The sequence below is a fragment of the Vibrio sp. 9-16B-A1 genome (assembly GCF_056726165.1).
Window position 1 is genome coordinate 1 of the sequence record NZ_JBSDZD010000017.1, and the last position, 25,066, is coordinate 25,066.

The 25,066-nt window shown below is 55.2% G+C and carries 19 protein-coding genes; 2 read left to right on the forward strand and 17 right to left on the reverse strand.

What is annotated here, in order from left to right:
- Window positions 1–16 precede the first annotated feature (16 nt).
- From ACVB80_RS21125 to ACVB80_RS21170, 10 genes are all read right to left on the reverse strand, one after another.
- Window positions 17–1,128, reverse strand: a protein-coding gene (locus tag ACVB80_RS21125; RefSeq protein ID WP_481081072.1) for an IS3 family transposase whose coding sequence is annotated in 2 segments (ribosomal slippage) — window positions 17–876 and window positions 876–1,128 — 1,113 coding nt in all. Because the reading frame shifts where the segments join, the coding sequence is not laid out codon by codon here.
- A 358-nt stretch (window positions 1,129–1,486) separates the two neighbouring features.
- Window positions 1,487–1,783, reverse strand: a complete 297-nt coding sequence (fis, locus tag ACVB80_RS21130; protein ID WP_002542007.1) for a DNA-binding transcriptional regulator Fis — start codon at window positions 1,781–1,783, stop codon at window positions 1,487–1,489.
- Window positions 1,784–1,806: 23 nt separating this feature from the next.
- On the reverse strand, window positions 1,807–2,775 hold the full coding sequence (gene dusB, locus ACVB80_RS21135; protein ID WP_481083268.1) for a tRNA dihydrouridine synthase DusB: 969 nt from the start codon (window positions 2,773–2,775) through the stop codon (window positions 1,807–1,809).
- A 150-nt stretch (window positions 2,776–2,925) separates the two neighbouring features.
- Window positions 2,926–3,813 (reverse strand): 50S ribosomal protein L11 methyltransferase, encoded by an 888-nt coding sequence (gene prmA / locus ACVB80_RS21140; RefSeq protein ID WP_481083269.1) that lies wholly within the window; start codon window positions 3,811–3,813, stop codon window positions 2,926–2,928.
- 106 nt (window positions 3,814–3,919) lie between these two features.
- Window positions 3,920–5,266 carry an acetyl-CoA carboxylase biotin carboxylase subunit gene (accC, locus tag ACVB80_RS21145; protein ID WP_481083270.1) on the reverse strand — a complete coding sequence of 449 codons (1,347 nt, stop codon included), beginning with the start codon at window positions 5,264–5,266 and terminating at the stop codon, window positions 3,920–3,922.
- 15 nt (window positions 5,267–5,281) lie between these two features.
- Window positions 5,282–5,746, reverse strand: a complete 465-nt coding sequence (accB, locus tag ACVB80_RS21150) for an acetyl-CoA carboxylase biotin carboxyl carrier protein (protein ID WP_481083271.1) — start codon at window positions 5,744–5,746, stop codon at window positions 5,282–5,284.
- 64 nt (window positions 5,747–5,810) lie between these two features.
- Window positions 5,811–6,263, reverse strand: coding sequence for a type II 3-dehydroquinate dehydratase (aroQ, locus tag ACVB80_RS21155; RefSeq protein WP_481083272.1), 453 nt, complete (start codon window positions 6,261–6,263; stop codon window positions 5,811–5,813).
- Window positions 6,264–6,552: 289 nt separating this feature from the next.
- A complete protein-coding gene (acs, locus tag ACVB80_RS21160) occupies window positions 6,553–8,502 on the reverse strand; it encodes an acetate--CoA ligase (protein WP_481083273.1) in 1,950 nt (649 codons plus the stop codon).
- Window positions 8,503–8,676: 174 nt separating this feature from the next.
- Complete coding sequence (locus tag ACVB80_RS21165) at window positions 8,677–9,312, reverse strand: 3'-5' exonuclease (RefSeq protein ID WP_481083274.1); 636 nt, start codon at window positions 9,310–9,312, stop codon at window positions 8,677–8,679.
- A gap of 98 nt (window positions 9,313–9,410) precedes the next feature.
- Window positions 9,411–11,237 carry a DUF294 nucleotidyltransferase-like domain-containing protein gene (locus tag ACVB80_RS21170; RefSeq protein ID WP_481083275.1) on the reverse strand — a complete coding sequence of 609 codons (1,827 nt, stop codon included), beginning with the start codon at window positions 11,235–11,237 and terminating at the stop codon, window positions 9,411–9,413.
- Between the two features lie 166 nt (window positions 11,238–11,403).
- Between ACVB80_RS21170 and ACVB80_RS21175 the strand changes: the two genes are divergently transcribed.
- Window positions 11,404–12,570, forward strand: a complete 1,167-nt coding sequence (locus tag ACVB80_RS21175; RefSeq protein ID WP_481083276.1) for a 3-phenylpropionate MFS transporter — start codon at window positions 11,404–11,406, stop codon at window positions 12,568–12,570.
- Window positions 12,571–12,650: 80 nt separating this feature from the next.
- The gene (locus ACVB80_RS21180; RefSeq protein ID WP_481083277.1) at window positions 12,651–16,085 is read left to right on the forward strand and encodes a hybrid sensor histidine kinase/response regulator; all 3,435 of its coding nucleotides are present in this window, start codon (window positions 12,651–12,653) and stop codon (window positions 16,083–16,085) included.
- A gap of 378 nt (window positions 16,086–16,463) precedes the next feature.
- On the opposite strand, the gene ACVB80_RS21185 is transcribed toward ACVB80_RS21180, so the two are convergent.
- The 7 genes from ACVB80_RS21185 to aspA all read right to left on the reverse strand — a co-directional run bounded on the left by ACVB80_RS21185 (window position 16,464) and on the right by aspA (window position 24,985).
- Window positions 16,464–18,167, reverse strand: coding sequence for a sodium:solute symporter family protein (locus ACVB80_RS21185; protein ID WP_481083278.1), 1,704 nt, complete (start codon window positions 18,165–18,167; stop codon window positions 16,464–16,466).
- A 12-nt stretch (window positions 18,168–18,179) separates the two neighbouring features.
- Window positions 18,180–18,446, reverse strand: a complete 267-nt coding sequence (locus ACVB80_RS21190; RefSeq protein WP_481083279.1) for a DUF4212 domain-containing protein — start codon at window positions 18,444–18,446, stop codon at window positions 18,180–18,182.
- Between the two features lie 208 nt (window positions 18,447–18,654).
- Window positions 18,655–19,278: a MarC family protein gene (locus ACVB80_RS21195; protein WP_481083280.1), complete on the reverse strand. Its 624-nt coding sequence runs from the start codon at window positions 19,276–19,278 to the stop codon at window positions 18,655–18,657.
- Between the two features lie 66 nt (window positions 19,279–19,344).
- The gene (locus tag ACVB80_RS21200) at window positions 19,345–19,980 is read right to left on the reverse strand and encodes a response regulator transcription factor (RefSeq protein WP_481083281.1); all 636 of its coding nucleotides are present in this window, start codon (window positions 19,978–19,980) and stop codon (window positions 19,345–19,347) included.
- 246 nt (window positions 19,981–20,226) lie between these two features.
- Window positions 20,227–21,996: a protein-disulfide reductase DsbD gene (locus tag ACVB80_RS21205; protein ID WP_481083282.1), complete on the reverse strand. Its 1,770-nt coding sequence runs from the start codon at window positions 21,994–21,996 to the stop codon at window positions 20,227–20,229.
- A gap of 133 nt (window positions 21,997–22,129) precedes the next feature.
- Entirely contained in the window at window positions 22,130–23,449 is a 1,320-nt protein-coding gene (locus ACVB80_RS21210) for an anaerobic C4-dicarboxylate transporter family protein (protein WP_481083283.1), read from the reverse strand.
- An 81-nt stretch (window positions 23,450–23,530) separates the two neighbouring features.
- Window positions 23,531–24,985, reverse strand: coding sequence for an aspartate ammonia-lyase (gene aspA, locus ACVB80_RS21215; protein WP_481083284.1), 1,455 nt, complete (start codon window positions 24,983–24,985; stop codon window positions 23,531–23,533).
- Window positions 24,986–25,066 lie beyond the last annotated feature (81 nt).

Here is a 25,066-nt window from a genome sequence, read left to right on the forward strand (position 1 = left end):
TGTAACCCTCCCTGTTTTAGTGGCATTCTAAATTAGAGGTTTTCCTGTTTTCATGCCTTGCTAAATACTCCCAGGGAGTCAGATCATTCAGTGATTCATGAGGGCGTTCATCGTTGTACTCCCTCATCCAGTTTTCCGTCAGTTCCCGGACTTCACTCAGTGTTTTGAACACATACATGTCCAGAACTTCTGTCCGGTACGTCCGGTTAAAACGCTCGATATACGAGTTTTCTGTGGGCTTTCCTGGCCGAATGAACTCAAGTTCCACCTTGTTTTTTTCTGCCCATTCAGCCAAAGCGGTTGAGATAAACTCTGGCCCATTGTCCATTCGCAGTTTTCCGGGATAGCCTCTCCAGGCAATGATACGTTCGAGAACCCGTATCACCCGTGGAGCGGGCAGATTCAGGTCCACTTCAATCGCGAGTACTTCACGGTTGAAGTCATCCACGACATTGAATGTGCGAAAGCGTCTGCCACAGTTCAGTGAGTCACTCATAAAGTCGATAGACCAACAGCTGTTGACCCAGTCCGGGCATATCAGGGGCGCGGGCTCGCGCTTGGGTAAGCGTTTTTTGCCCTTGCGGCGCATGTTCAGTTTCAGAGAACAGTAAACACGATGAACCCGTTTATGGTTCCATGCATGCCCCCAACGCCTGAGCACGGCAAATACCTTGCCAAATCCGTATGCAGGATACCGCTCAGTTACTTCCTGAAGTTTGGCTATCACCTCATCATCCCGGTGAGGATCTGGCCGGTAGCGATATACCGAATCACTGATGCCAACTGCGCGGCAGGCCATTCTCAGGCTGGTTTGGAACTGTTTGCGAACATAATCGACCAGTTCCCGTTTAACCGCTGGCTTTAGAGCTTTTTTTCCAGAATGTCTTTGACAATGCGATGCTCAAGGCTGAGATCAGCAAACATCTGTTTGAGCCTTCGATTCTCATCTTCAAGCTCTTTCAGGCGTTTCACATCCGATGCTTCCATACCACCATACTTGGATTTCCAGTTGTAGTAAGTCGCATCAGAGATGCCATATTCACGGCAAACTTCATTGACCTTTCGGCCTGCTTCCACTTCCTTGAGGATCCTGACGATTTGTGTCTCTGTGTAGCGTGATTTCTTCATCATGCGTTCTCCGTTTGTTTCAGTGTAAACGGAAAAGCTCTAATTACTAGTGACCAGTTTTTTGGGGAGGGTTACACGATGATTGCTTTGATTTTGGGATCTTTGAGGAGTTGGTTTACGACGTAATGTGAGTCAACGCTGTTTTTTGTGTACTCTGCAACTAGCTTTGTGATTTGATTTTCAATTGTAGGGCACAAGCCATAAGCGATATCAAAGTCTTTGGTGATAGTGATCGTTTTCATTGTATTGCCTCGTGTTTAATCCTGCACTCCGGGTACATTTGAGGGTACATATACAAAAAAGGCTGAACGCCTAACAGGGTTCAGCCTTTTAAATTCAACTAGTTAGCTAACCGCTATTAGTTCATGCCGTATTTTTTCAGCTTCTTACGCAGAGTACCACGGTTGATGCCCATCATAGTTGCTGCGCGGGTCTGGTTGCCGCGGGTGTACTGCATGATGGTGTCTAGTAGTGGTTGTTCAACTTCAGCCAATACTAGTTCGTACAGGTCGTTGACTTCCTGGCCGTTTAGCTGAGCGAGGTAGTTCTTTAGAGACGCTTTTACAGAGTCACGTAGTGGCTTTTGAGTGATCTGGTCTTGTGAGGTCACTGTAGTTACTGTCAATGCTTCGGAAGTCAGATTTTGTTCGAACATATTCGGTCTAGCTCTTTCTGTAATTATGATGCAACGTTTTCAAAATAACCTTCGAGCGCATCAAGCTGCAGCGGAGCTGCATCGATAGCGTTGAAGGTACGGCGAAACTCACCGGCCTGATCCTGCTCTTTCAGGTACCATCCCACGTGTTTACGTGCGATACGTGGCCCCAGGTACTCTCCATAAAAGTCATGCAGAGCGCGAACGTGACCAAGCATAATGCCTTTGACTTCCTCAGTCGGAAGCTCAGGCATGGTGGTGCCGTTTTCCAAATAGTGACGGATTTCCTGGAAAATCCACGGACGCCCCTGGGCAGGGCGGCCAATCATTAAAGCGTCTGCACCGGTGTACTCCAGTACAAATTTGGCCTTCTCCGGGCTATCGATATCACCGTTAGCGATAACCGGAATAGAGATGGCCTCTTTTACCGCTTTAATGCTGTCATATTCTGCCTCACCTTTGTACATACAGGTGCGTGTACGCCCGTGAAGGGCCAGCGCCTGGATGCCGCAGTTTTCGGCCATTTTAGCGATAGCGACACAGTTCTTATTGTCTGTGTCCCAGCCTGTCCGGGTTTTCAAAGTCACAGGGACTTTAACCGCATCTACCACCGTGGTCAGAATCTTTTCGATAATGTCCGGGTATTGAAGCAGAGCGGAGCCGGCAAGCTTCTTATTCACTTTCTTGGCCGGGCAGCCCATGTTGATATCGATGATTTGCGCACCGTTCTCAACACTGTACTGAGCCGCTTCGGCCATCAGCCGGGGATCTGCGCCCGCAATCTGTACTGAGCGAATGCCCGATTCACCCTCGTGTACCATGCGTTGTTGGGACTTAGCCGTTTTCCACAGTTTGGGATTAGAGGACATCATTTCACTGACGGCCATACCCGCACCATAGCGGAGACACAACTCTCTAAATGGTCTATCGGTGACTCCCGCCATTGGGGCAACGATAAGGTTATTGTCCAGTTGATAGTTTCCGATTTTCAAAACAGCTTCACAGTTCTACACCAGCAAGGGCGCGCATTTTACGCATTTTTTCGCAAAGTGAAAAGCTTAATTTTTGAGCATTTACAATTTGTTTTTTAAATTGCCTGTTTTTCAGTCAATTAGCTCTGCACGCCCTTTTTTTGCTTGCTTTTATGCCGGTTTCTGGCCCGAAATCCGGCACCATTCCTGCATTTCGACAATCGGCTCAATCGCAAGTTCATCGCGGTAGTGGTTGGCAACGTCTTCCGCCTGGGTTTCCAGTACGCCGGACATCGCCAGCAGGCCGCCAGGCTTCACCAGACTCTTGATCACGCCGTTCAGGTCGCGCAGTGGGCCGGCCAGGATGTTGGCTACCACTACGTCGGCTTCCAGCGCTTCCGGCTGGTCCTGTGGCAGGTACAGCTCAAGCTGGTCAGCCACGCCGTTACGGGTCGCGTTATCGCGGGATGCCAGGATTGCCTGCGGATCGATGTCGATCCCGATCACTTTGGCCGCGCCAAGTTTGATCGCTGCGATCGCCAGGATGCCGGAGCCACAGCCGAAGTCGACTACGGTTTTGCCTTCCAGATCCAGACCTTCCAGCCACTCCAGACACAGAGAGGTAGTCGGGTGGGTGCCGGTACCAAACGCAAGACCTGGGTCAAGCATCACGTTGACCGCATCCGGTTCCGGGATGTCACGCCAGCTCGGGCATACCCACAGGCGCTCACCGAACTTCATTGGGTGGAAGTTTTCCATCCACTCGCGTTCCCAGTCTTTGTCTTCCAGCTGCTCTACTTTGTGGGCAAAGCCCTCTTCCAGCAGACCGCTGGACTTGATTTGTTCCACAATCCAGTTGGTATCCGCTTCAGCGTCATACAGCGCCACTACGTCTGTCTCACCCCACAGGCGGGTTTCACCCGGCAGTGGTTCGAAAACCGGCGTATCTTTGGCGTCAAGGAAGGTAACAGACAGTGCGCCGGTCTGTTCCATCAGTATGTCGCCGATCTGCTCTGCGTTGGTGTCGCTGGCGTTAAGTTTGATTTGAATCCAGGGCATGGATGCGCCCTCCTGGTTAGTGTAAATTTTGACGTGGAGTCTAGCCGATTTGGATAAAAAAAACACTCCGCAAAGGGAGTGTTTTTCAATTTGGTCAGAGCCGGGCTTAGTCGTGCATGCCCAGTTTCTTCTCCAGGTAGTGGATGTTGGCGCCACCGTGCTGGAAGTTCTCATCGTTCATGATCGCTTCCTGAAGCGGTACGTTGGTCTTAATACCTTCAACTACCAGCTCATCCAGTGCGTTCTTCATGCGTGCAATCGCTACGTCACGGTTCTCACCGTAAGTGATCAGCTTGGCGATCATTGAATCGTAGTGAGGTGGCACGCTGTAGCCGGTGTAGATGTGTGATTCCCAGCGAACGCCGTTACCGCCTGGCGCGTGGAAACGCTCGATCTTACCCGGACAAGGCAGGAAGCGCTCCGGGTCTTCTGCGTTGATACGACACTCAATGGCGTGGCCTTTGATTTTGATGTCGTCCTGGGTGTAAGAAAGCGGCTGACCAGCTGCAACGCGAAGCTGCTCTTTGATCAGGTCAACGCCGGTTACCATTTCGGTCACAGGGTGCTCTACCTGGATACGGGTGTTCATTTCGATGAAGTAGAACTCGCCGTTTTCGTACAGGAACTCAAAGGTACCTGCACCGCGGTAGCCGATTTCGATACATGCACGGGTACAGCGCTCACCGATGTACTTACGCATCTCTTCGGTGATGCCCGGAGCCGGTGCTTCTTCTACCACTTTCTGGTGGCGGCGCTGCATAGAACAGTCACGCTCACCCAGGTGGATAGCACCGCCCTGGCCGTCAGCGATAACCTGAACTTCAACGTGACGTGGGTTTTCCAGGAATTTCTCCATGTACACCATGTCGTTGTTGAACGCAGCTTTTGCTTCAGCGCGGGTCATTGCGATAGCTTCAACCAGGTCTGCTTCTGCGCGAACAACACGCATACCACGACCACCGCCGCCGCCTGATGCCTTGATGATCACCGGGTAGCCGATACGCTTGGCGTGTGCCTTGTTTTTCGCATCGTCGTCGTCCAGCGGGCCGTCAGAACCAGGTACACAAGGTACGCCGGCTTTCTTCATTGCGGTGATAGCCGATACTTTGTCACCCATCATGCGGATGGTTTCCGCTTTCGGGCCAACAAAGATAAAGCCGCTGCGCTCAACCTGCTCGGCAAAGTCTGCGTTTTCAGACAGGAAGCCGTAGCCCGGGTGAATCGCGATAGCGCCGGTTACTTCTGCCGCAGAGATGATGCGCGGGATGTTCAGGTAGCTGTCGATACTGCGCGCAGGACCGATACATACTGCTTCATCAGCCAGCAGTACGTGTTTCAGGTCACGGTCAGCGGTCGAGTGTACCGCAACAGTTTTAATGCCCAGTTCTTTACAGGCACGCAAAATACGCAGGGCGATTTCGCCCCGGTTTGCGATGACTACTTTATCTAACATAAGTCCGGGCCCCGATTATTCGATCACAACAAGAGGCTGGTCGAACTCTACCGGCTGGCCGTCTTCTACCAGGATTGCAGTTACAACGCCTGATTTGTCTGCTTCGATCTGGTTCATCATCTTCATCGCTTCTACGATGCACAGGGTGTCACCTGCGTTTACTGACTGACCAATTTCGATGAAAGATTTCGCATCCGGGCTTGGAGAGCGGTAGAAAGTACCAACCATAGGAGAAAGAACCTGGTGACCAGCTGGTACGGCAGGCGCTGCTTCTTCAGCAGCAGCCGGAGCTGCAGCAACAGGAGCCGCCGCTGGTGCAGGCGCTGCAACCGGAGCTGCTGCGTACTGTACAGGTGCTGCTACAGGAGCAGAGCCGTGACGGCTGATGCGTACCGACTCTTCACCTTCAGAGATTTCCAGCTCAGCAATGCCGGACTCTTCCACCAGTTCAATCAGCTTCTTAATTTTACGAATATCCATGTTAGCTTTCTCTTTTTATCTGTTGAATGACACGCCTGCACGGCAGGCTGTTCATAGCGATAGGTTACGCTTTTGAGCCCAGCTGATTGACCGCTGCGCTCAGTGCAAACTGGTAGCCCTGCGCGCCCAGACCGCAGATCACGCCGACCGCTTTATCTGACAGATAAGAGTGGTGGCGGAAAGGTTCACGGCTGTGCACGTTGGACAGATGTACTTCAATAAACGGAATCGCGACCCCAAGCAGCGCGTCACGGATGGCGACGCTGGTGTGGGTGAAAGCGGCCGGGTTGATGATGATAAAATCATAGCGGCCGTGTGCGGCATGAATCGCCTCAATCAGTTCATACTCACGATTGGACTGAAGATGCGCCAGCTCGATACCGAGCTCCTGCGCCTGGTTTTGCAGATTCGCGACAATTTCCGGCAGGCTTTGGCTGCCGTAGTGCCCCGGTTCACGCAGACCAAGCAGGTTCAGGTTAGGGCCGTTCAGTACCAGAATTCGTGATTTTGCTGACATCTTGGGCTTATCTTCCGTTAAATGGTGCGCATGTTGCGCCGATTCCGTTGGAGTGAGTCAGTGGCCTCATTTGGGCGCTTAAAACTGACCCGATACTCGAATTAACTGTCGATTATAGACAATTCAGCGCAAATGGCAGCATTTTACTGGTCTAATCTCACTGAAATTCCTGTCAGCAGCACGAGAATTGTGAGCCGGGTTGGGCTATGAGGGCAATTTTGTGGGAGAAAATCACAAAAGCCAGGACGAACCTGGCTTTTTGGTCAGTAATCTACTGTATGTCAGTTGGTTAACGCAGTTGCTGGTTCTCTTCGATGAGTTTATCTACCACACCCGGGTCGGCCAGGGTGGAGGTATCCCCAAGGTTGCCGGTGTCACCGGTGGCGATCTTGCGCAGGATACGGCGCATGATCTTGCCTGAACGGGTTTTGGGTAGAGAATCGGTCCAGTGCAGCACATCCGGGGTCGCTATCGGGCCAATCTCTTTGCGGACCCAGTCTTTGACCTCTTTGTGCAGTTCGGCACTCGGGATTTCGCCGTCATTTAAGGTGATGTAGGCATAAATCGCCTGACCTTTGATGTCATGCGGCACACCTACAATCGCTGCTTCGGCGATCTTGTCGAACGCCACCAGTGCGGACTCTATCTCGGCGGTACCCATACGGTGGCCGGAAACGTTGAGCACGTCATCCACCCGGCCGGTGATCCAGTAGTAACCGTCTTCGTCGCGGCGGGCGCCGTCACCGGTAAAGTACATACCGCGGAACGTGGAGAAGTAGGTCTGTTCGAAGCGTTCATGATCTCCGTAGACGGTACGCATCTGCCCCGGCCAGGAATCGAGGATCACCAGGTTGCCTTCGGTCGCTCCTTCCACAATGTTGCCCATGTTATCCACCAGCGCAGGCTGCACGCCGAAGAAAGGACGGGTCGCCGAGCCGGGTTTGAGCATGGTCGCGCCCGGCAGCGGGGTGATCAGTATGCCGCCGGTTTCGGTCTGCCACCAGGTATCTACGATAGGGCAGCGGCTGTCACCGATGGTTTTGTAGTACCACTCCCAGGCTTCCGGGTTAATTGGCTCGCCTACTGAGCCCATAATTCGCAGACTGGAACGTCTGGTGCCTTTGATGGCTTCGTCGCCTTTGGCCATCAGGGCGCGGATTGCAGTTGGAGCGGTGTAGAGAATCGAGACATTGTGTTTGTCGACCACTTCACTCATCCGGCTGGTATTCGGGTAGTTCGGCACGCCTTCAAACAGGATGGTTTTGGCGCCGTTGGAGAGCGGGCCGTAAACCAGGTAGGTGTGGCCGGTGATCCAGCCCACGTCTGCGGTACACCAGAAAGTTTCACCAGGCTGGTAGTCAAACACGTACTTAAAGGTCATGGTGGCGTACACCAGGTAGCCGCCGGTGGTGTGCAGTACGCCTTTTGGCTTACCGGTCGAGCCTGAGGTGTAGAGGATAAACAGCGGGTCTTCGGCTTTCATCTCTTCCGGCGGACAGTGGTCAGAAACCTGCGCCGTTGCCTCGTGCCACCAGACATCGCGGTGATCGTGCCAGTCGATATCGCCGCCGGTGCGTTTCAGCACCATCACTTTTTCGATGGTTTTCACTTCCGGGTTGGTCAGCGCCTCATCGACGTTTTTCTTCAGCGGAACCGCGCGCCCGCCGCGCACCCCTTCGTCTGCGGTGACCACCACTTTGGCATCCGAGTCGATAATACGCCCGGACAGGGCTTCGGGAGAGAAGCCGCCAAATACCACGGTATGCACCGCGCCGATTCGGGTACAGGCCAGCATGGCGATCGCTGCTTCCGGCACCATCGGCATATACAGACAGACCACGTCCCCTTTGTGTACCCCCTGCTCTTTGAGGGCATTGGAGAAGCGGCACACCTCCTGATGAAGCTGGTTAAAGGTGAGGGTTTTGTCGTCTGCCGGGTCATCGCCTTCCCAGATTATCGCCACCTCGTCGCCGCGCTCAGCCAAGTGGCGGTCGATACAGTTGGCAGAGACGTTCAGGGTACCGTCTTCAAACCAGCGGATATCCACATGGCCGGTATCAAAGGAGGTGTTTTTGACCTTAGTGTAAGGTTTTATCCAGTCGAGGATCTTGCCGTGCTCGCTCCAGAATCCTTCCGGATCGCGCACCGACTGCTGGTACATGCTCAGATAGGTATCGTTATCAGCGTGGGTTGAAGCCTGGATCTCCGGCCTGACGGAATAAACGTGACCTTCACTCATTGTTACTCTCCCTGTAGTTCTGACCGCCGCCGGCGCTCAAAAGAATGGTTTGTTACGCAATTGTTATATTACTTTCGGTCACAATCGCAGTTTGGGCAATTAGACTTTCGGATAACTGTTTGAAACCGGGCCGCCATCTGATGGATTTATCAGCTTTGGCCGTGCTTGAGGTGTTTAATCGCGCACGTAAGGGGAAGTGAGAGGGGGCAGGTCACCAAAGGTAAGCCTGACGTAGATAAGCGCCGCCGAGATGGCATCCTGCAGCGCGTCATGGCGCTCCTGTTCCGGCAGCTGCAGGTGTTTGCAGATCGCGTCCAGGCTGAGATCGAAGTAGGCGTTGGGCAGGTGGCGTTCGAGTTTCTGTTGATAAATCTGGCTCACTTCGATCAGCGGGTTGGGCAGGGGAAAGCCGAGCTGACGGCGGCAGGCGCGGTCTAAAATGGTCTTGTCGTAGCGGATGTGGTAGCCCACCACCGGCCGGTTACCGATGAACGCCAGCAGCGCTTCTATCGCCTCACGCTCATCCAGCCCCCCGGCCAGGTCCTGATGGCGGATCCGGTGGATCGTGACCGATCCCGAATCGAGCGACCCCGGCGCTTTCAGCCGGATATGGAAAGGATCACTGGTGATGATCCGGTTACCTGTGATCTTAGTCGCTGCTATTGTCACCAGCTCCGCACTGTGTGGATCCAGACTGGTGGTCTCACAATCCAGCGACACCAGTTCCCGGCTGTCAGGCGCATCAAACAGCGGCCGGTAGGGGCTGTGTTTGAGCTTGTGGCGCCACCAGAGGCGCTGAAACTTGTTCATATTTGGTTCTCTGTTTTTATTTTGGTCCTGGGTCCTGGGTCCTGGGTCCTGGGTCCTGGGTCCTGGATGCCCCGAGCCCAGCGCCCAGTGCCTTATATCTAGTCCCTTATCTGATAATGATACCCCAGCCACTGCTTAAACTTTTTCACTACGTGCAGGCTGTGGCGCAGGACGTCGCGCTCGGAGCGCTCCAGCGCGCGGATGTCGATGCGGTTGCTGTTCTGGTGCTCGGAGAGCTGCTGGTGGAGGCGCAGTTTGACGAACAGCTTCAGCGCTTCGCTGAGGTTGTCGGCGGTATCGCGTTCGAGGACTTTTTTTCTTACCAGCGCGTCGAGCCGGTCAAAGGTGTTTCGCTCATCCAGCGCGTAATCCAGGCTCAGTGCGCGTATCCCGTGGACGATGGGGAAAATGCCGCCCTGTTTGATCTCCAGTCCGTCTTTATCCGCTTTGACGTTGCCGAACAGGGTCAGGGGAGAAGAGAACTGCAGTGCCGGGCGGGTAAATTCAGCCAGGATCAGCTCCTGTCCGCTCATTTTCTCCAGCAGGTGCGCCCGCACGGGGTTCAGCAGCGATTTATTGCCCGCTACAGCGTGGGCATCGGCCATGATCGCCAGCTTCATCACCTGCTCAGGGCCCGCCTGCTCGACCCAGGCGGAGAGAGTGTTTTTCCACTGGGTCTGGTTTTTAACCCAGTCCGGATTGCTGACCATGACCTGACCCGGGCAGAGCGGGTAGCCGAGCTGCTGCAGGGTGTGGGTAAAGCGGGCCATTACTTCATCAACGCCGGGCCAGCTGACACCGTCTTTGAGGATAAGCGCGTTGTCCTGGTCGGTTTTAAGCACCTGCTCGCCGCGCCCTTCAGAGCCGAGCACCATCAGGCAGCAGTCCTGGCGGTGCTGCGGGGGGACTTCCAGCTCAAACGCTTTTTCGATGATCTGCTCATTGACGGCTGAAATCAGCTCCATGATGAAACGGGTGCGGATGCCATTGGAGACCAGGCTCTCGACCAGATTGCGCTGGCCATTGGCGGCGATTGCCAGCTCTTCGGTTGAGTCAGCACGGGCGATCGCCAGGGTCAGAACGTGGGAGTGGGTGGAAAAGCTCGACAGAATCTGAGTCATATCCAGCATGCCGACCGGCTGGCTGTCATCGCACACCATTACCCGTTTCATCCGGTGGCGGGTCATGCTGATCAGGGCGTTAAACAGAAAATCCTGCTCTTTAACGTAGTGAACCGGGTAGGTGGCGATCTCTCCCACCGGGGCGTTGAGCGGGTGGCCGTCGAGCATCACCGCGTGGAGCATATTGGTGCGGGTCACAATGCCATACGGCCACGGATGAGGATTTTCTGTCAGTCTGGGATCTGAGTCTGACAGGCGGATCAGCGCGCTGTCGGTCCCGAGCTCTTTCATCTGCCGGGTCACGCTGTCGATCGGCTCATCCGGGGTAAAGATCGCGACCGGGTGGTAGATGCCTTTATCGACTTTAGTCAGGATAAACTCGGCGAGATTTTTTTGCTGGTGGGCGGTCTCAAGCAACTGCTGGCGCTTTGCCAGGCTGGTATCAAAACAGGCGGCAAAGTCAGGGTTGGTATGGTACAGCTCCGAAAAAATCTCTTTGGGCAGCAGGTAGCAGAGGGTGTCTTCCAGCGCCTGATAGCGGTGTCGGCTCCTGCCTTCAAGCAGCGCCCGCACGTCAAACAGGTCATCCGGGGCGTAATGGGCGAATATTTCGTTGTCATCCGCCGAGCGTTCTTCTACGGCCCCCTTGATGATGATGTGCAGGCTGCCGGTTTCCCTGCCGGGCTCGATCAGGTTATCCCCGGCGCGGAAATAAGCCACATCCAGCGCGCTGCGCAGGCGGTGTTGCTGATCACGGGTGAGGCGGTCGAACGGGGCCGCCTGCATATTGAATTTGTCAGGCATAATGCGGAAGCCATAATCTCAGGGGGTATTATTAGTCTGGCAAACGAGACAAATCTGACCAGACGACTTTGGTCTAATACGGAAATAAACTTACCGCTTTCTACCCTTTTTCTGATGGGTAACCGCGGGCATAATGGCGCCAGTTTTTAACCGCTCAGGATCCGTTATGATTTCCCCGTCACCTTTTGGCTGGCTCTCCCAGTATTTTCTCGGTTACTTCTTTGCTTACGGTGTTTACCTGCCGTTCTGGGCGCTGTGGTTTGAAGACCAGGGCGTATCCGCGACCGATGTCGGTATGCTGATGGGTCTTGGCTTTGCCACCCGCTGTGTTGCTAACCTGGTGATCACCCCCCGCATTCACCGTATCGAACAGGTACTGCCGGCGCTGCGCTGGGCAACGGTGGCCTGTACCCTGTTTCTTGCTGCTCACCTTGGTGCCGGTGGTAATCTCTGGCTGCTGGCACTGGTGACTGTGCTGTTTAACCTCGCGTTTGGGCCGGTGGTACCGCTGTCGGATGCGATGGCCAACCACTACAGCAACCGTAAGATGCTCGACTACGGCAAGACCCGGTTATGGGGCTCGCTGGCGTTTATCGCCGGTTCAACCTGTGTGGGGTACCTGGCAGCGCAGTTTGGTGTCAGCATGATTGTTTATACTGCGCTGGCCGGTTTTGTATTCTCCATGCTGATGGTGATGCGTAACCCGGCGGTGATGCCGCAGCCGGAAGCGGACCACGAAGCGGAACGTCCAAAGCTGCTGAAGATGCTGATGGAAGGAGAAGTGCTGCGCTTTGTACTGCTGGTGGCGCTTATTCAGGGCAGCCACGCGGCGTACTACAGCTTCAGTGCCATCTACTGGAAAGAAGCCGGCCACGGGGAAGATATCATCGGCTTCCTGTGGAGCCTGGGCGTGGTGGCGGAAGTAGGGGTTTTTGCCCTCAGTGCCCGCCTGTTCAGCGGCTGGTCGCTGCGTAAGCTGTTTATGGCGGCTTCCTTTGGCGTGATGCTGCGCTGGGGGCTGACAGCTTCGACTACAGAAGTAGCAGCACTGGTGGTGGTTCAGGCCCTGCATGGCGTGACCTTTGCCATGGCGCATATTGCGGCCATCCGTTATATCCAGCAGCAGTGTGCCAGCCGTATGGTTGCCCTTCAGGCGATCTATAACGCCATTCCTCTGGGAGCTTTTATGGCACTGATGACCGCATTCAGTGGCTGGGGTTTCGAGCAGTGGGGTGCCAATGTCTTCTGGATCATGGCGGCGATGGGCGTGGTAACACTGTTTATTCGTCTTGAGTCACCGAAAGCTATGCCTGAGCCACAAATTCAGCGTTAAGGAATTGTGAACAAAAAAGCATCACCGCTAAAATGATAAGGCCAGCAATTTGCTGGTCTTTTTCATAAGGATTGCATGGAATGCAGGAGTGGATAGTGGTGCCGGTATCCCTGGCCTATCTCGGGGTACTGTTTCTGATCGCATGGTATGGAGACCGGCAGACCCGCTGGCTGGCGCGCTGGCGGCCATGGATTTACAGCCTCTCTATCGCGGTCTACTGCACTTCGTGGACCTTTTACGGCACTGTGGGCCAGGCGGCCAGCAACCCCTGGGCCTTTCTGCCTGTCTATATCGCTCCTGTACTGGTGTTTACCCTTGGCTGGCGGCTGCTGGCAAGGCTGATCGTCACCGCCCGGCGCGAACATATCACCTCTATCGCTGACTTTATCGCCGCCCGTTACGGTAAATCACAGGGGCTGGCTGTCACGGTGACCATTATCGCCGTTATCGGGATCCTGCCTTATATCGCGCTGCAGCTGCGCGGTATCACCATGGGGCTGGAGCTGGTCGCGCCGGATCTCGGCCGGGAGTTTGGCTACGGAGACAGTGAGATCTCCTGGTTTGTGGTGCTGGCACTGGCGGTGTTTACCATGCTGTTCGGCACCCGCCATATCGATAATACCGAGCACCACCGGGGCATGATGATGGCGATTGCGTTTGAGTCGCTGGTTAAGCTCGGCGCGTTTCTGGTGGTCGGGCTGTTTGTGGCGGGGCTGGTGATGGCAAGGCCGGAAATCAGCCTGTTGCAGGTCGCCGCAGATACGTATCAGTCTCCCAATCTGCCTTCCCTGACCATTCATATCCTGCTGACCATGACGGCCATCATCTGTCTGCCTCGGCAGTTTCATACCATGGTGGTGGAGAACGAACAGCCGAGAGACCTCCATACCGCACGCTGGCTGTTCCCGCTCTATCTGGCCCTGATGGGGCTGTTTGTACTGCCGATCGCCTGGGCAGGGCAGGGGCTGTTAAGTGGCCACCCGGCGGACAGTTTTGTGATCAGTCTGCCGCTGGCTGCCGGGGCAGACAGTATCGCACTGCTGGCGTTTGTCGGTGGTACCTCGGCTGCTTCGGGAATGGTGATCGTCTCGACCATAGCACTGGCGATCATGGTCTCTAATGACCTGGTACTGCCGCTGCTTTTGCGCCGGATAAAACTCAGCGGGCGCAGCCATATTCATTTTTCCGGGCTGCTGCTCAATATCCGCCGTGCGCTGATCCTGGTATTGCTGCTCGGGGCGTGGGGATTTTATCTGGTGCTTGGCGCCATTCCATCCCTGTCGGTGATTGGCCTGCTCTCCTTTGCGGCGGTGGCCCAGTTTGCCCCGGCGCTGATCGGCGGCATGTACTGGCGTACAGGTAACCGCAAGGGGGTCTATGTAGGGCTTCTGGCCGGTTTTACCCTCTGGCTGGTTACCCTGATGACCCAGACCGGCATGCTGGCCGGGGATGCGCAGTCTAACTTTCTGCTCTGGCTGGTGACCCCGCCCCTGTGGCTGGCCGAGTCTGGTCTGAGCGCTTCTGACTGGGGAATGGCACTCAGCCTGCTGGTCAATACCGCTTGTTACCTGCTGGTGTCGCTGCTGACCCGCGCCAGTCTGAGTGAACGGCTTCAGTCGGCGGCGTTTGTCGGAACGCCGCTGCCGGAAGGGGAAAACGTCAGCCTGTATCAGAGCCGGGTGACAGTTGCGGAACTGGAAATGCTGGCGTCGCGCTTTGTCGGCCGTCGCCGTGCGCGTAATGCGTTTCGTCAGTTCTGGCAGCAGCATGGCGGGGAGCTGATGCCCAATCAGCAGGCCAGCTCTGCTCTTATCCGCCATACCGAACGGGTGCTGGCCGGGGTGTTCGGCGCCTCGTCAGCCAGGCTGGTGCTGGGCTCGGCGCTGCAGGGGCGCAATATGCAGCTCGAAGAGGTGGCGACTATTGTCGATGAGGCTTCAGAGCTGTACGACTTCAGCCGTGGCCTGCTGCAGGGGGCGATTGAGCACATCAGCCAGGGGATCACCGTGGTGGACAAACAGCTGCGGCTGGTGGCCTGGAATCAGCGTTATCTGGAGCTGTTTGAGTTTCCACCCGGGCTTATTCAGGTCGGACGGCCGATAGCCGATGTGATCCGTCACAACGCGGCGATGGGGCTGTGCGGGCCGGGGGATGTGGACGAGCTGGTCCGGCGCCGGGTGGAGCACCTGGAGCGTGGCAGCCGCCATACCTCTTCGCGGGTCTATCCGGACGGGCGCTATATCGAAGTGCAGGGCAATCCCATGCCTGGCGGTGGCTTTGTGATGAGTTTTACCGATATCACTGCCTTTCAGCAGGCGCAGCAGGCGCTGAAAGAGGCCAATGAGAATCTGGAGAGCCGGGTTCAGGAGCGTACCCGCGAGCTGGAAAACCTCAACAAACGTCTTATTGCCGCGACACAGAACGCGGAAACCCAGTCTCACTCCAAAACCCGTTTCCTGGCGGCGGTCAGCCACGACCTGATGCAGCCGCTCAATGCGGCTCGTCTGTTTGCTTCTTCGCTGAGTGAAACCGCTGCCGATGACAACGCAAAGCGTCTGTCCGGTCATATCGAGAGTGCGCTGGGGGCGGCAGAGGACTTGATCGGCGACCTGCTCGATATATCCCGGCTGGAGTCGGGCCGGCTGGAAGCGCATGTGTACGCGTTTTCGCTCAATCAGGTGCTGGACAAACTCAGCGCTGAGTTCAGCGCGCTGGCCGGTCAGCAGCCGATTCAGTTCTCTATGGTGGCGAGCGACCTGCTGGTGGAGTCGGACCCCAAACTGCTGCGGCGGATCCTGCAAAACTTCCTGACCAATGCGTTCCGTTATAACCCCAAAGGTAAAGTGGTGCTGGGTGCGCGGCGGGTGAAAGGCCAGGTGCGTATCGAAGTGTGGGATAACGGCATTGGCATTGAGGAGTCAAAGCAGGCCGAAATTTTTGAAGAGTTTACCCGTGGGGATGCGGTCAGCACCGATCAGGGACTGGGCCTCGGGCTGGCGATAGCCAAAGGTATCGCCCGGGTTCTGGGGCATCAGATATCACTGCGCTCCTGGCCGGGGCAGGGAACGGTGTTCTCGCTGACCCTGCCGCGGGCAGAGAAGCCCGGCAGTGCGCCGCAGCCAAAACCGGAGCCGGCCGCTGGCGGTGATTTGCAGGGGATGCGGGTGCTGTGTGTCGACAACGAGCCGGACATTTTATTGGGAATGGAGACCCTGCTGGAGCGCTGGGGCTGCGAAGTGCGCCTTGCCGAAGACCTGGTGCAGAGCCTGAAAGCGCTGGAAGACGACTGGGCACCGGAAGTAATTTTCTCTGATTATCGTCTCGACCATGGCCGCACCGGTCTTGAGGTACTGCAGCAGTGTCGCCTGCGCCTGGGAGACAGTTTTGCCGGAGTGATCATCAGTGCCGACCGCAGCGATGAGATGCTCGATGCCATCCGCAGTAACGGCTTCAGCTTTATGCCCAAACCGGTAAAACCGCTTAAGCTGAGAGCGGTCCTGAACAGGTTTGGGTAGCTTTGGGTTACCCATGATCCAAATACCCCTTTCGCTGTACAGAAAAAGAGGTGTACGCCATTTTTCCACACACAACCCTCGTTCCCACGCTCCGCGTGGTAATGCATATCTGACTTCTGAACAGCTCCGGGCTAAAGGGTGTGTGATTGTGTTTTTGTGTTTATATTCAGGTGGTTATTGATTGTCTCTTTGCCCGGAGTTGAGTGAGGTCTGCATTCCCACGGGGGACCGTGGGAACGAGGGAACAGTGAGAACCTGGAAGGGGTTTTGACTATTGTGTACAGCTATCTCCAGGGAAGGTCACCTGTAACCCAAAAGCTCCCCGGGCTGTACAAAATGAAAAACCGGCGCGTTTGCGCCGGCTTTGTTCAGAGTGGATTAGTGGTCGTGGGCTGCGCCCGCGCCTTTTGGATAACGGATGGATTCCACCATCTCCTGTACATCGTCCGGTACCTCCGCAGTAAACTTGTTCACCACGATGGAGACCACAAAGTTCAGACACATACCCAGAGTACCGATGCCTTCCGGACTGATACCGAACCACCAGTTTTCAGGGCTGTTGGCTGCCGGGTTCACGAACTTGAAGTAGATGATGTACGCCGCGGTAAACAGGATGCCCGAAAGCATACCGGCAATGGCGCCCTCTTTGTTCATCTTCTTATAGAAGATCCCCAGGATAATGGCCGGGAAGAAAGAGGAGGCGGCCAGACCAAAGGCGAATGCCACTACCTGCGCGACAAAGCCCGGTGGATTGATGCCCAGATACCCGGCCCCGATGACAGCCAGCGCTGCACCTATCCGGGCGGCGAGCAGCTCCTGCCTGTCGGTCATATTGGGTCTGAAGCCTTTCTTGAGCAGGTCATGGGATATCGCGGTCGAGATCACCAGCAGCAGACCCGCCGCGGTTGAAAGCGCCGCTGCCAGGCCACCGGCCGCAAGCAGTGCCACAACCCAGTTTGGCAGTTTCGCCAGCTCAGGTGATGCCAGTACGATAATGTCGCGGTTGATCTTCATCTCGTTACGCGCGTCGCCGGAGTAGAACATCTTGCCGTCTCCGTTCTTATCATCCCACGCCACCAGACCGGTGCTCTCCCAGTTCTTATACCAGCCAGGTGCTTCGGTGGCGGCTACGCCCTGCATGTCCGGGCCGTTAATGGTATTGATCATATTCACCCGTGCGAACGCCGCGACCGCGGGAGCTGTGGTGTACAGGATGGCGATGAATACCAGCGCCCAGCCCGCAGAGATGCGCGCATCGGATACTTTAGGGACCGTAAAGAAGCGGATAATAACGTGTGGCAGTCCCGCTGTACCGACCATCAGGGCCGCACAGATAAAGAAGACATCGACCATACTCTTGGAGCCATCGGTATAGGCGGTAAAGCCGAGTTCCTGGGTGAGGCCGTCGAGCTTATCGAGCAGATAGGTATCGCTGCCCGCCATGGTTGAGCCAAAACCGAGCTGTGGAACCGGGTTACCCGTCATCATCAGTGAGGTAAAGATGGCCGGAACCATAAAGGCGAAAATCAGCACGCAGTACTGCGCCACCTGGGTGTAGGTGATGCCTTTCATGCCGCCCATTACCGCGTAAAAGAACACGATCGCCATACCGATAATGATGCCCATGTTGATGTCCACCTCCAGGAAGCGGGCGAACACCACACCAACCCCGCGCATCTGACCCGCCACATAAGTGAAGGAGACGAAGATGGCACAGAAGACCGCGACCATACGGGCGGTTTTGGAGTAGTAACGGTCACCGATAAAGTCCGGTACGGTGAACTTGCCGAACTTACGCAGGTACGGTGCCAGACAGAGCGCCAGCAGAACGTAACCGCCGGTCCAGCCCATCAGGTAAACCCCGCCATCGTAACCAATAAAGGAGATGATACCGGCCATGGAGATAAAGGATGCCGCTGACATCCAGTCCGCCGCGGTAGCCATACCGTTAGCGACCGGGTGAACACCACCACCGGCAACGTAGAACTCGCTGGTGGAGCCGGCGCGTGCCCAAATCGCGATACCGATATAGAGCGCAAAGGTCAGACCGACCAGAATAAATGTCCAGGTTTGAATATCCATTTCGTCAGCCTCTTACTCTTCGTGAACTTTGTATTTTTTGTCCAGCGCATTCATCCGCGCCACATAGACAAATATCAGTGCCACAAAGGTGTAGATCGACCCCTGCTGGGCAAACCAGAATCCGAGCTTAAAGCCCGCGAATGAAATGGTGTTGAGTGCGTCAACAAACAGGATGCCTGCCCCGTAGGAAACCAGGAACCAGATTGCCAGTAGTGTGCCCATCAGCCCCAGATTTTCCTTCCAGTAGGCCTGAGCTTGTTCAGTGGATTCGAACGCCATGTCCATCTCCTTGCGTTGTGCTTGGCTGTTGTTAATAAGATGTTGCGAGGTTAACCATAGCAGGGCAGGGGTGGGAAAGCTTTTCAACTTTAGTCGCGGCGTAAAAAACAAAAACCGGCTAAAAATCAGCCGGTTAGTAAATCGGGGCAGGATGCGGGTGATGTTAATTGATTGTTAAGTTAGCCTAAGGTCTAACATCCGGGCTGGTCTAGATATAAAAATCTTTGATCCCGGTAAGCAGATTTGTCACTGCGACTGCTGCCAGGATCAGGCCCATGACCCGGCTGATGATCGCCGCGCCGACGTTGCCGAGCCATTTCTGGATCCAGGCAGCGCTGAGCAGAAGCAGCAGGGTTATCAGCAGAACGCTGAGCATAACGCCGGCAGTAATTGCCTGATCAGTCAGTGAAAATCTGTGGTTATCGGTCAGCATGACGATAGCCATCATGGCGCCGGGCGATGCGATCGAGGGGATCGCCAGCGGATACACTGCGAGATCGGCCAGTTGCGAGCGGCTCACTTCTTCGCCCAGTTTCTGTTCCTGCTCTGGCTTGCTTTCGCCAAAGATCATCGTCAGGGCAAACAGCAGTAGTACCAGGCCTCCGGCAGCCTGAAACGCGGGCAGCGGGATCTGCATGGCTTCCAGCAGCAGTTGTCCGGCGACAAGGAAAAACAGCAGTACACCGGTTGAGATGGCGACGGCTTTGAGGGCCACCAGCCGGCGGTGTCTGGCATTAAGGTGCTGGGTTTGAGAGAGGTAGACCGGAACCGAGCCAACAGGGTCGATAACGGCCCACAGAACGACAAACTGGGTAATAATCAGGCTGAGCAACTGAGCGTCTCCTCTGGTTGGCGTGGTAGTTTAGCACGGCGCGGAAACTGCCCGGTTAACAGCAGGTTAAATATCCCCTTCCATCTGCTGCAGCAGGATCACTGCCTGAGTGCGGTTTTTCACTCCAAGTTTGCGGAAGATAGCGGTCATATGGGCTTTGATGGTGGCTTCCGAAACGTTGAGCTCATACGCGATCTGCTTGTTAAGCAGCCCGTCAGAGAGCATACCCAGTACCCGGTACTGCTGCGGGGTCAGGGCAGCGACCTTTTCTGCCAGTTGCTGGCTCTCTTCGCTTTCCACCAGCAGCTCTGCCGGAAAGAAAGGTTCACCGGCCAGCACCTGATTCAGCGCCGCAACCAGCTCACGCATGTCAGAAGATTTGGGGATAAAGCCAAATGCCCCGTGGTTTTTAACCTGGGTGACCACGCTGGCTTCTTCACTGGCGGAGATCACCACCACCGGCAGGTCAGGGTATTCGGCGCGCAGCTGAATAAGGCCGGACATGCCATTCGTGCCGGGCATTTTGAGATCCAAAAGCAGCAGATCCGGATCCGGATCTTTACGCAGCAGTTCCAGCAGGGCATCGAGAGAGTCTGCTTCGAGCAGGTTGGCACCACTGACCGCCATGTGCACCGACTGAAACAGGGCGTTGCGAAACAGCGGGTGGTCGTCTGCAATGATGATGGTGTAGCCGGAATCCATAATGTTATGCCTTATTTGTAAAGCTGTTAGCTAATTATTACCACCGGGATGGGCGGGCAACAACTAATACGCATGGATTTGCAGCTAAAGTGTGAAAGAGTCTGCTAATGATGGATGTGAAGTACAGAGGAGCCGGTTGGCTGTCGCCAGGCAAACTCTCCGCGCCAGGACGGCGCGGTGAAGCCCCATGGATGGGTTTATGCGTGTTTGCATGGCGGCTGCTGACCGGCGGACAGCAGGAATTGTTTAAAGGTTTTCAATATGCTCTGCAAAAGGCTCTGCAGGCATAAAACCGGTCAGGCGTTTGGCTTCCAGCCGGTTGCCGTCGGCATCCCAGAAGTCGATGGTCGGCAGGCCGAGTACACTGAGTGTGCTGAGCAGCTTGGTATCCTGCGGGCTGCTTTTGGTCACATCGGCCTGCAGCAGTACAAACTGATCCAGCTTCGCAGCAACGTCCGGCTGGTGGAAAGTGTATTTCTCGAACTCTTTACAGGCGACGCACCAGTCGGCGTAGAAATCCAGCATCACAGGTTTACCGGCGGCTTTGGCCGCGGCCAGTTGCTGGTTCAGCTCTTCAAGACTGCTGACCCGGATAAACTGACCTGGCTGGGCGGCTTCGGCCACGGCCTGTGGACGGAATACCTGGTCAAGCATTGGCTGGACAGACGCCAGCATCCCCAGCACAGCGATAATGCCGACCGTGGTCTGTTTCCAGCCGCCAAACGGCAGGCTGTTTTTGCTGTGGTAGAGCCAGCCAAAAGCCGTAATACCCAGCGCGCTCCACAGGGCCTGAGTCCAAATTTCCGGCAGGATACGCTCAAGCAGAAAGACAGGGGCGGCCAGCAGCACAAAACCAAACAGGATTTTGACTTTGTCCATCCAGCCACCGGCTTTTGGCAGTAGTTTGTTACCAAACACGGCTGCGCCGATCAGCGGGATACCCATGCCCAGCGCCAGTGCGTACAGGGCAACGCCACCGGTCAGCAGGTCACCGCTCTGGGCCACATACAGCAGGGCACCGGAAAGCGGCGCAGTGGTACACGGCGAGCACACCAGTCCGGAAATCGCGCCCATGGCAAAGACGCCTGCGCCCGAACCGCCCTGCTGGCGGTTACTCAGGCCACTGAGCCAGGTCTGCATACCGGCAGGCAGTTGCAGGGTATAGAGGCCAAACATCGACAGCGACAGCGCGATAAACAGCGCGCTCAGGCCGATAAGGACATAAGGGTGCTGCATCGCAGCCTGGAACTGCAGTCCGGCGGAGGCCACCACCAGTCCGAGCAGAGTGTAGGTCAGCGCCATGCCCTGAACATAGATAAAAGATAAGCCCTGCGCGCGGCGCTGACTGAGCTGACCGGAGCCAAGCACGATACTGGTCAGGATCGGGTACATTGGCAGTACGCACGGGGTAAAGGCCAGTCCCACACCTAATGCGAGAAACAGCAGCGGGGTCCACCAGTTATCGGCCAGGCTGGCTGCCAGTCCGGCGTGTTCTGTAACGGGTTTTTCTGAGGTCGTTTGGGCAGCCGGAGGCGTGGATGAGCCTACGCCGGTCAGCGCCGACAGCGGTACTTTTTTTACTTCCGGCGGGTAGCAGAATCCGGCTTTGGCGCAGCCCTGGTAGCGTACCGTGATTTCAGCATCCTGAGTCAGGGCTGGCAGGTCAACGGTCACCGTCAGAGGCTCGGTAAAGATCTTCACATCGCCGAAAAACTCATCGTGATAGTCCTGGCCGTCACGCATGGTGATGGCGCCAGGTTCAATGTCTTCTGAACTGATGCTGATCCTGTCCTGATAGAGGTAATACCCCGGCGTGATTTGCCAGCTCAGTTCGAGGGACTGAGCATTCTGAATAAAGTTAAACGCGAACGCCTGGTCAACAGGCAGAAACTGGCGGGTCTGCTCACCAAAACCGGCCGTGGGCGCCGGGTTAAAACTTTGCGCACTGACGGCAGAAGGCAGCATGCTGAAAAGCAGGCAGGAGAGCAGGGCAAAGCGGGAGAAAATCGGGGTCATGGTTCGTACTGGTAATCTTATCGGTTAACTATTCAGACCGGTGGGCCACCGGATTAGTTTCATCATATCGCCGCTTTTCAACGGGTGCAAAAAAGGGAGGCCGAAGCCTCCCTGGTTGTGATGTGCCGTCTGCTTACAGCAGAACACCTGACAGCAGCAGGCCGTAGGCGATACTGAAGCCCATGCTCAGCAGGCCCGGCAGCATAAAGCTGTGGTTAAAGATGTACTTACCAATCCGGGTAGTACCGGTGCGGTCGAAGTCAATCGAAGCGATGATTGGACCGTAGTTAGGAATGAAGAAGTAACCGTTAACCGCAACGAAGGTTGCGATGATGATCGCCGGTGGCAGGCCCAGGGTAATCGCAACCGGTACCAGTACTGCAGTGGTCGCACCCTGGCTGTTAACCATTACTGACAGGGCAAACAGAGCGATAGCGAAGGTCCATGGTGCTACTTCTACCAGGCCGGATACGGCTTCTTTCACCATATCTCCGTGACCACCGATCAGGGTGTCACCCAGCCATGCGATACCGAAGATAGCTACGATAGCACGCATACCGGCATGGAATACGGAGCCCTGGGTGATCGCGTAGCCATTTGGCTTACAGATCAGAATGATCAGGGCAGAGATTGACAGCATAACGATTTCGATGGTGTGAGCCATACCCATTGGTTTGCCGTCGAATGCCGGACGCAGGCTTGGGATTGCACCCATCAGTACCACAATCAGGGCACCAAACAGGAACAGACCAACAGACATTTTCGCCTGTGGGGTCACCACAACTTCATCCAGAGGCTTCTCTTCACCCAGTTCCATCTCTTTGATGAACTCAGGATCCTGAAGACGACGCTGATATTCAGGGTCATCTTTCAGCTCTTTACCCAGTTTGTTGACGATCAGACACGCACTTGCCAGACCGAAGAAGGTCGCCGGAATGGTTACCATCAGTACGTCTGCCAGGGTGATGCCCTGAGGTTCGAGGAAGGCTACCAGAGCAACTACAGCTGCCGCGATTGGGCTGGCAACGATAGCAAACTGAGAGGCGATAACTGCCATGCCCAGCGGACGCTCAGGACGGATACCACTGCGGCGGCTCACTTCTGCAATAACCGGCAGAACAGAGTATGCTACGTGTCCGGTACCGGCCATCATGGTGAAGAAGTAGGTGACCAGTGGCGCGATAAAGGTAATGTGGCGTGGATTTTTACGCAAAATGTTGGTCGCGATTTTGATCAGGTAATCAAGACCGCCTGACGCCTGCATAGCCGCAGCTGCTGCAACCACAGCCATGATCATCAGCATTACGTTGATAGGCGGACTGGTTGGCTGCAGTCCAAAAATAAAGCTCAGTATCGCAAGACCGATACCCCCCATAACCCCGAGTCCGATACCGCCAATTCGGGCACCGATCAGGATACATCCAAGCACGATGAGTAGTTCTACTGCAAACATGCAAGTCTCCTTGTATTGATAAAGTGAATAATTAAGGTGTAGATCTAAAAAAGGGCTCTGCCAGGCAGAACCCTTTTTGAATTAGTTAAAGCGTTTGGCTTTATACTTCGGATGCATCAGGTTCTCGGTAGAGAAGATGTCATCGAGCTCTTCTTCGGTCAGCAGACCGCGCTCCAGCACCACTTCGCGGACGCTCTTGCCGGTTTCGGCACAGATTTTACCCACGATGTCACCTTCGTGGTGACCGATGTAAGGGTTCAGGTAAGTGACGATGCCGATAGAACCGAACACGTAGCCTTCACACACTTCTTTGTTAACGGTGATGCCGTCGATGCACTTGTCGCGCAGGTTAACACACGCGTTCTTCAGGATTTCCAGAGATTCGAACATTGCCTGTGCGATTACCGGCTCCATTACGTTCAGCTGCAGCTGACCGCCTTCTGCGGCGAAGGAGATGGTGTTGTCGTTACCCAGAACTTTAAAGCACACCTGGTTTACCACTTCTGGTACAACCGGGTTTACTTTCGCCGGCATGATTGAAGAGCCAGCCTGCAGCTCAGGCAGGTTGATTTCGTTCAAACCCGCACGCGGACCAGAAGAAAGCAGACGCAGGTCGTTACAGATCTTCGACATCTTAACCGCCAGACGTTTCAGCGCACCGTGCACCATTACGTAAGCACCACAGTCAGAAGTCGCTTCGATCAGGTCTTCTGCCGGTACACACTCAAGGCCGGTCACATTCGCCAGGTGTTTCACTGCCAGACCCTGGTAGCCTTCCGCAGCGTTCAGGCCGGTACCGATAGCGGTCGCGCCCAGGTTTACTTCCAGCAGCAGTTTTGCGGTGTATTCCAGGTTACGCACTTCTTCGTTCAGGGTCACTTTCCATGCACGGAATTCCTGACCAACGGTCATAGGTACGGCGTCCTGAAGCTGGGTACGGCCCATTTTCAGAACTTCTGCAAATTCGTGTTCTTTGGCTTCGAACGCACCTTTCAGGTATTCAAGGGCTTCGATGGTCTTGCGAACGCTGTTGTAAACCGCGATACGGAAACCGGTCGGGTAAGCACAGTTGGTAGACTGGCTCTTGTTTACGTGGTCGTTCGGGTTACAGAACTCGTATTCACCTTTTTGCTTGCCCATCAGTTCAAGCGCCAGGTTAGCGATCACTTCGTTGGCGTTCATGTTGACCGAGGTGCCCGCGCCGCCCTGGAAGACGTCAGATGGGAACTGATCCATGCACTTTCCTGTGTCAAGGATCACGTCACATGCTTTAACGATGTGATTAGCGATATCAGACGGGATAACACCCAGCTCTTTGTTTGCCAGCGCAGCGGCCTTTTTGGTCATAACCATACCGCGTACAAACTCAGGTACGTCAGAGATGGTTGCATTTGAGATGTTAAAGTTCTCGATCGCGCGCAGGGTGTGGATGCCGTAGTAGGCATCGGCAGGAACATGACGTTGGCCCAGCAGGTCTTCTTCTATGCGGGTAGCTGCATTTTGAGTTGTTTGAGTAAGAGCTTCAGTCTTATTCATACTGGATTCCTTAGAATTAAATATTATTTATTAGCTGAATATGGGGCCAAATTCGTTAACAGGAATCCATTCTCTAGACTT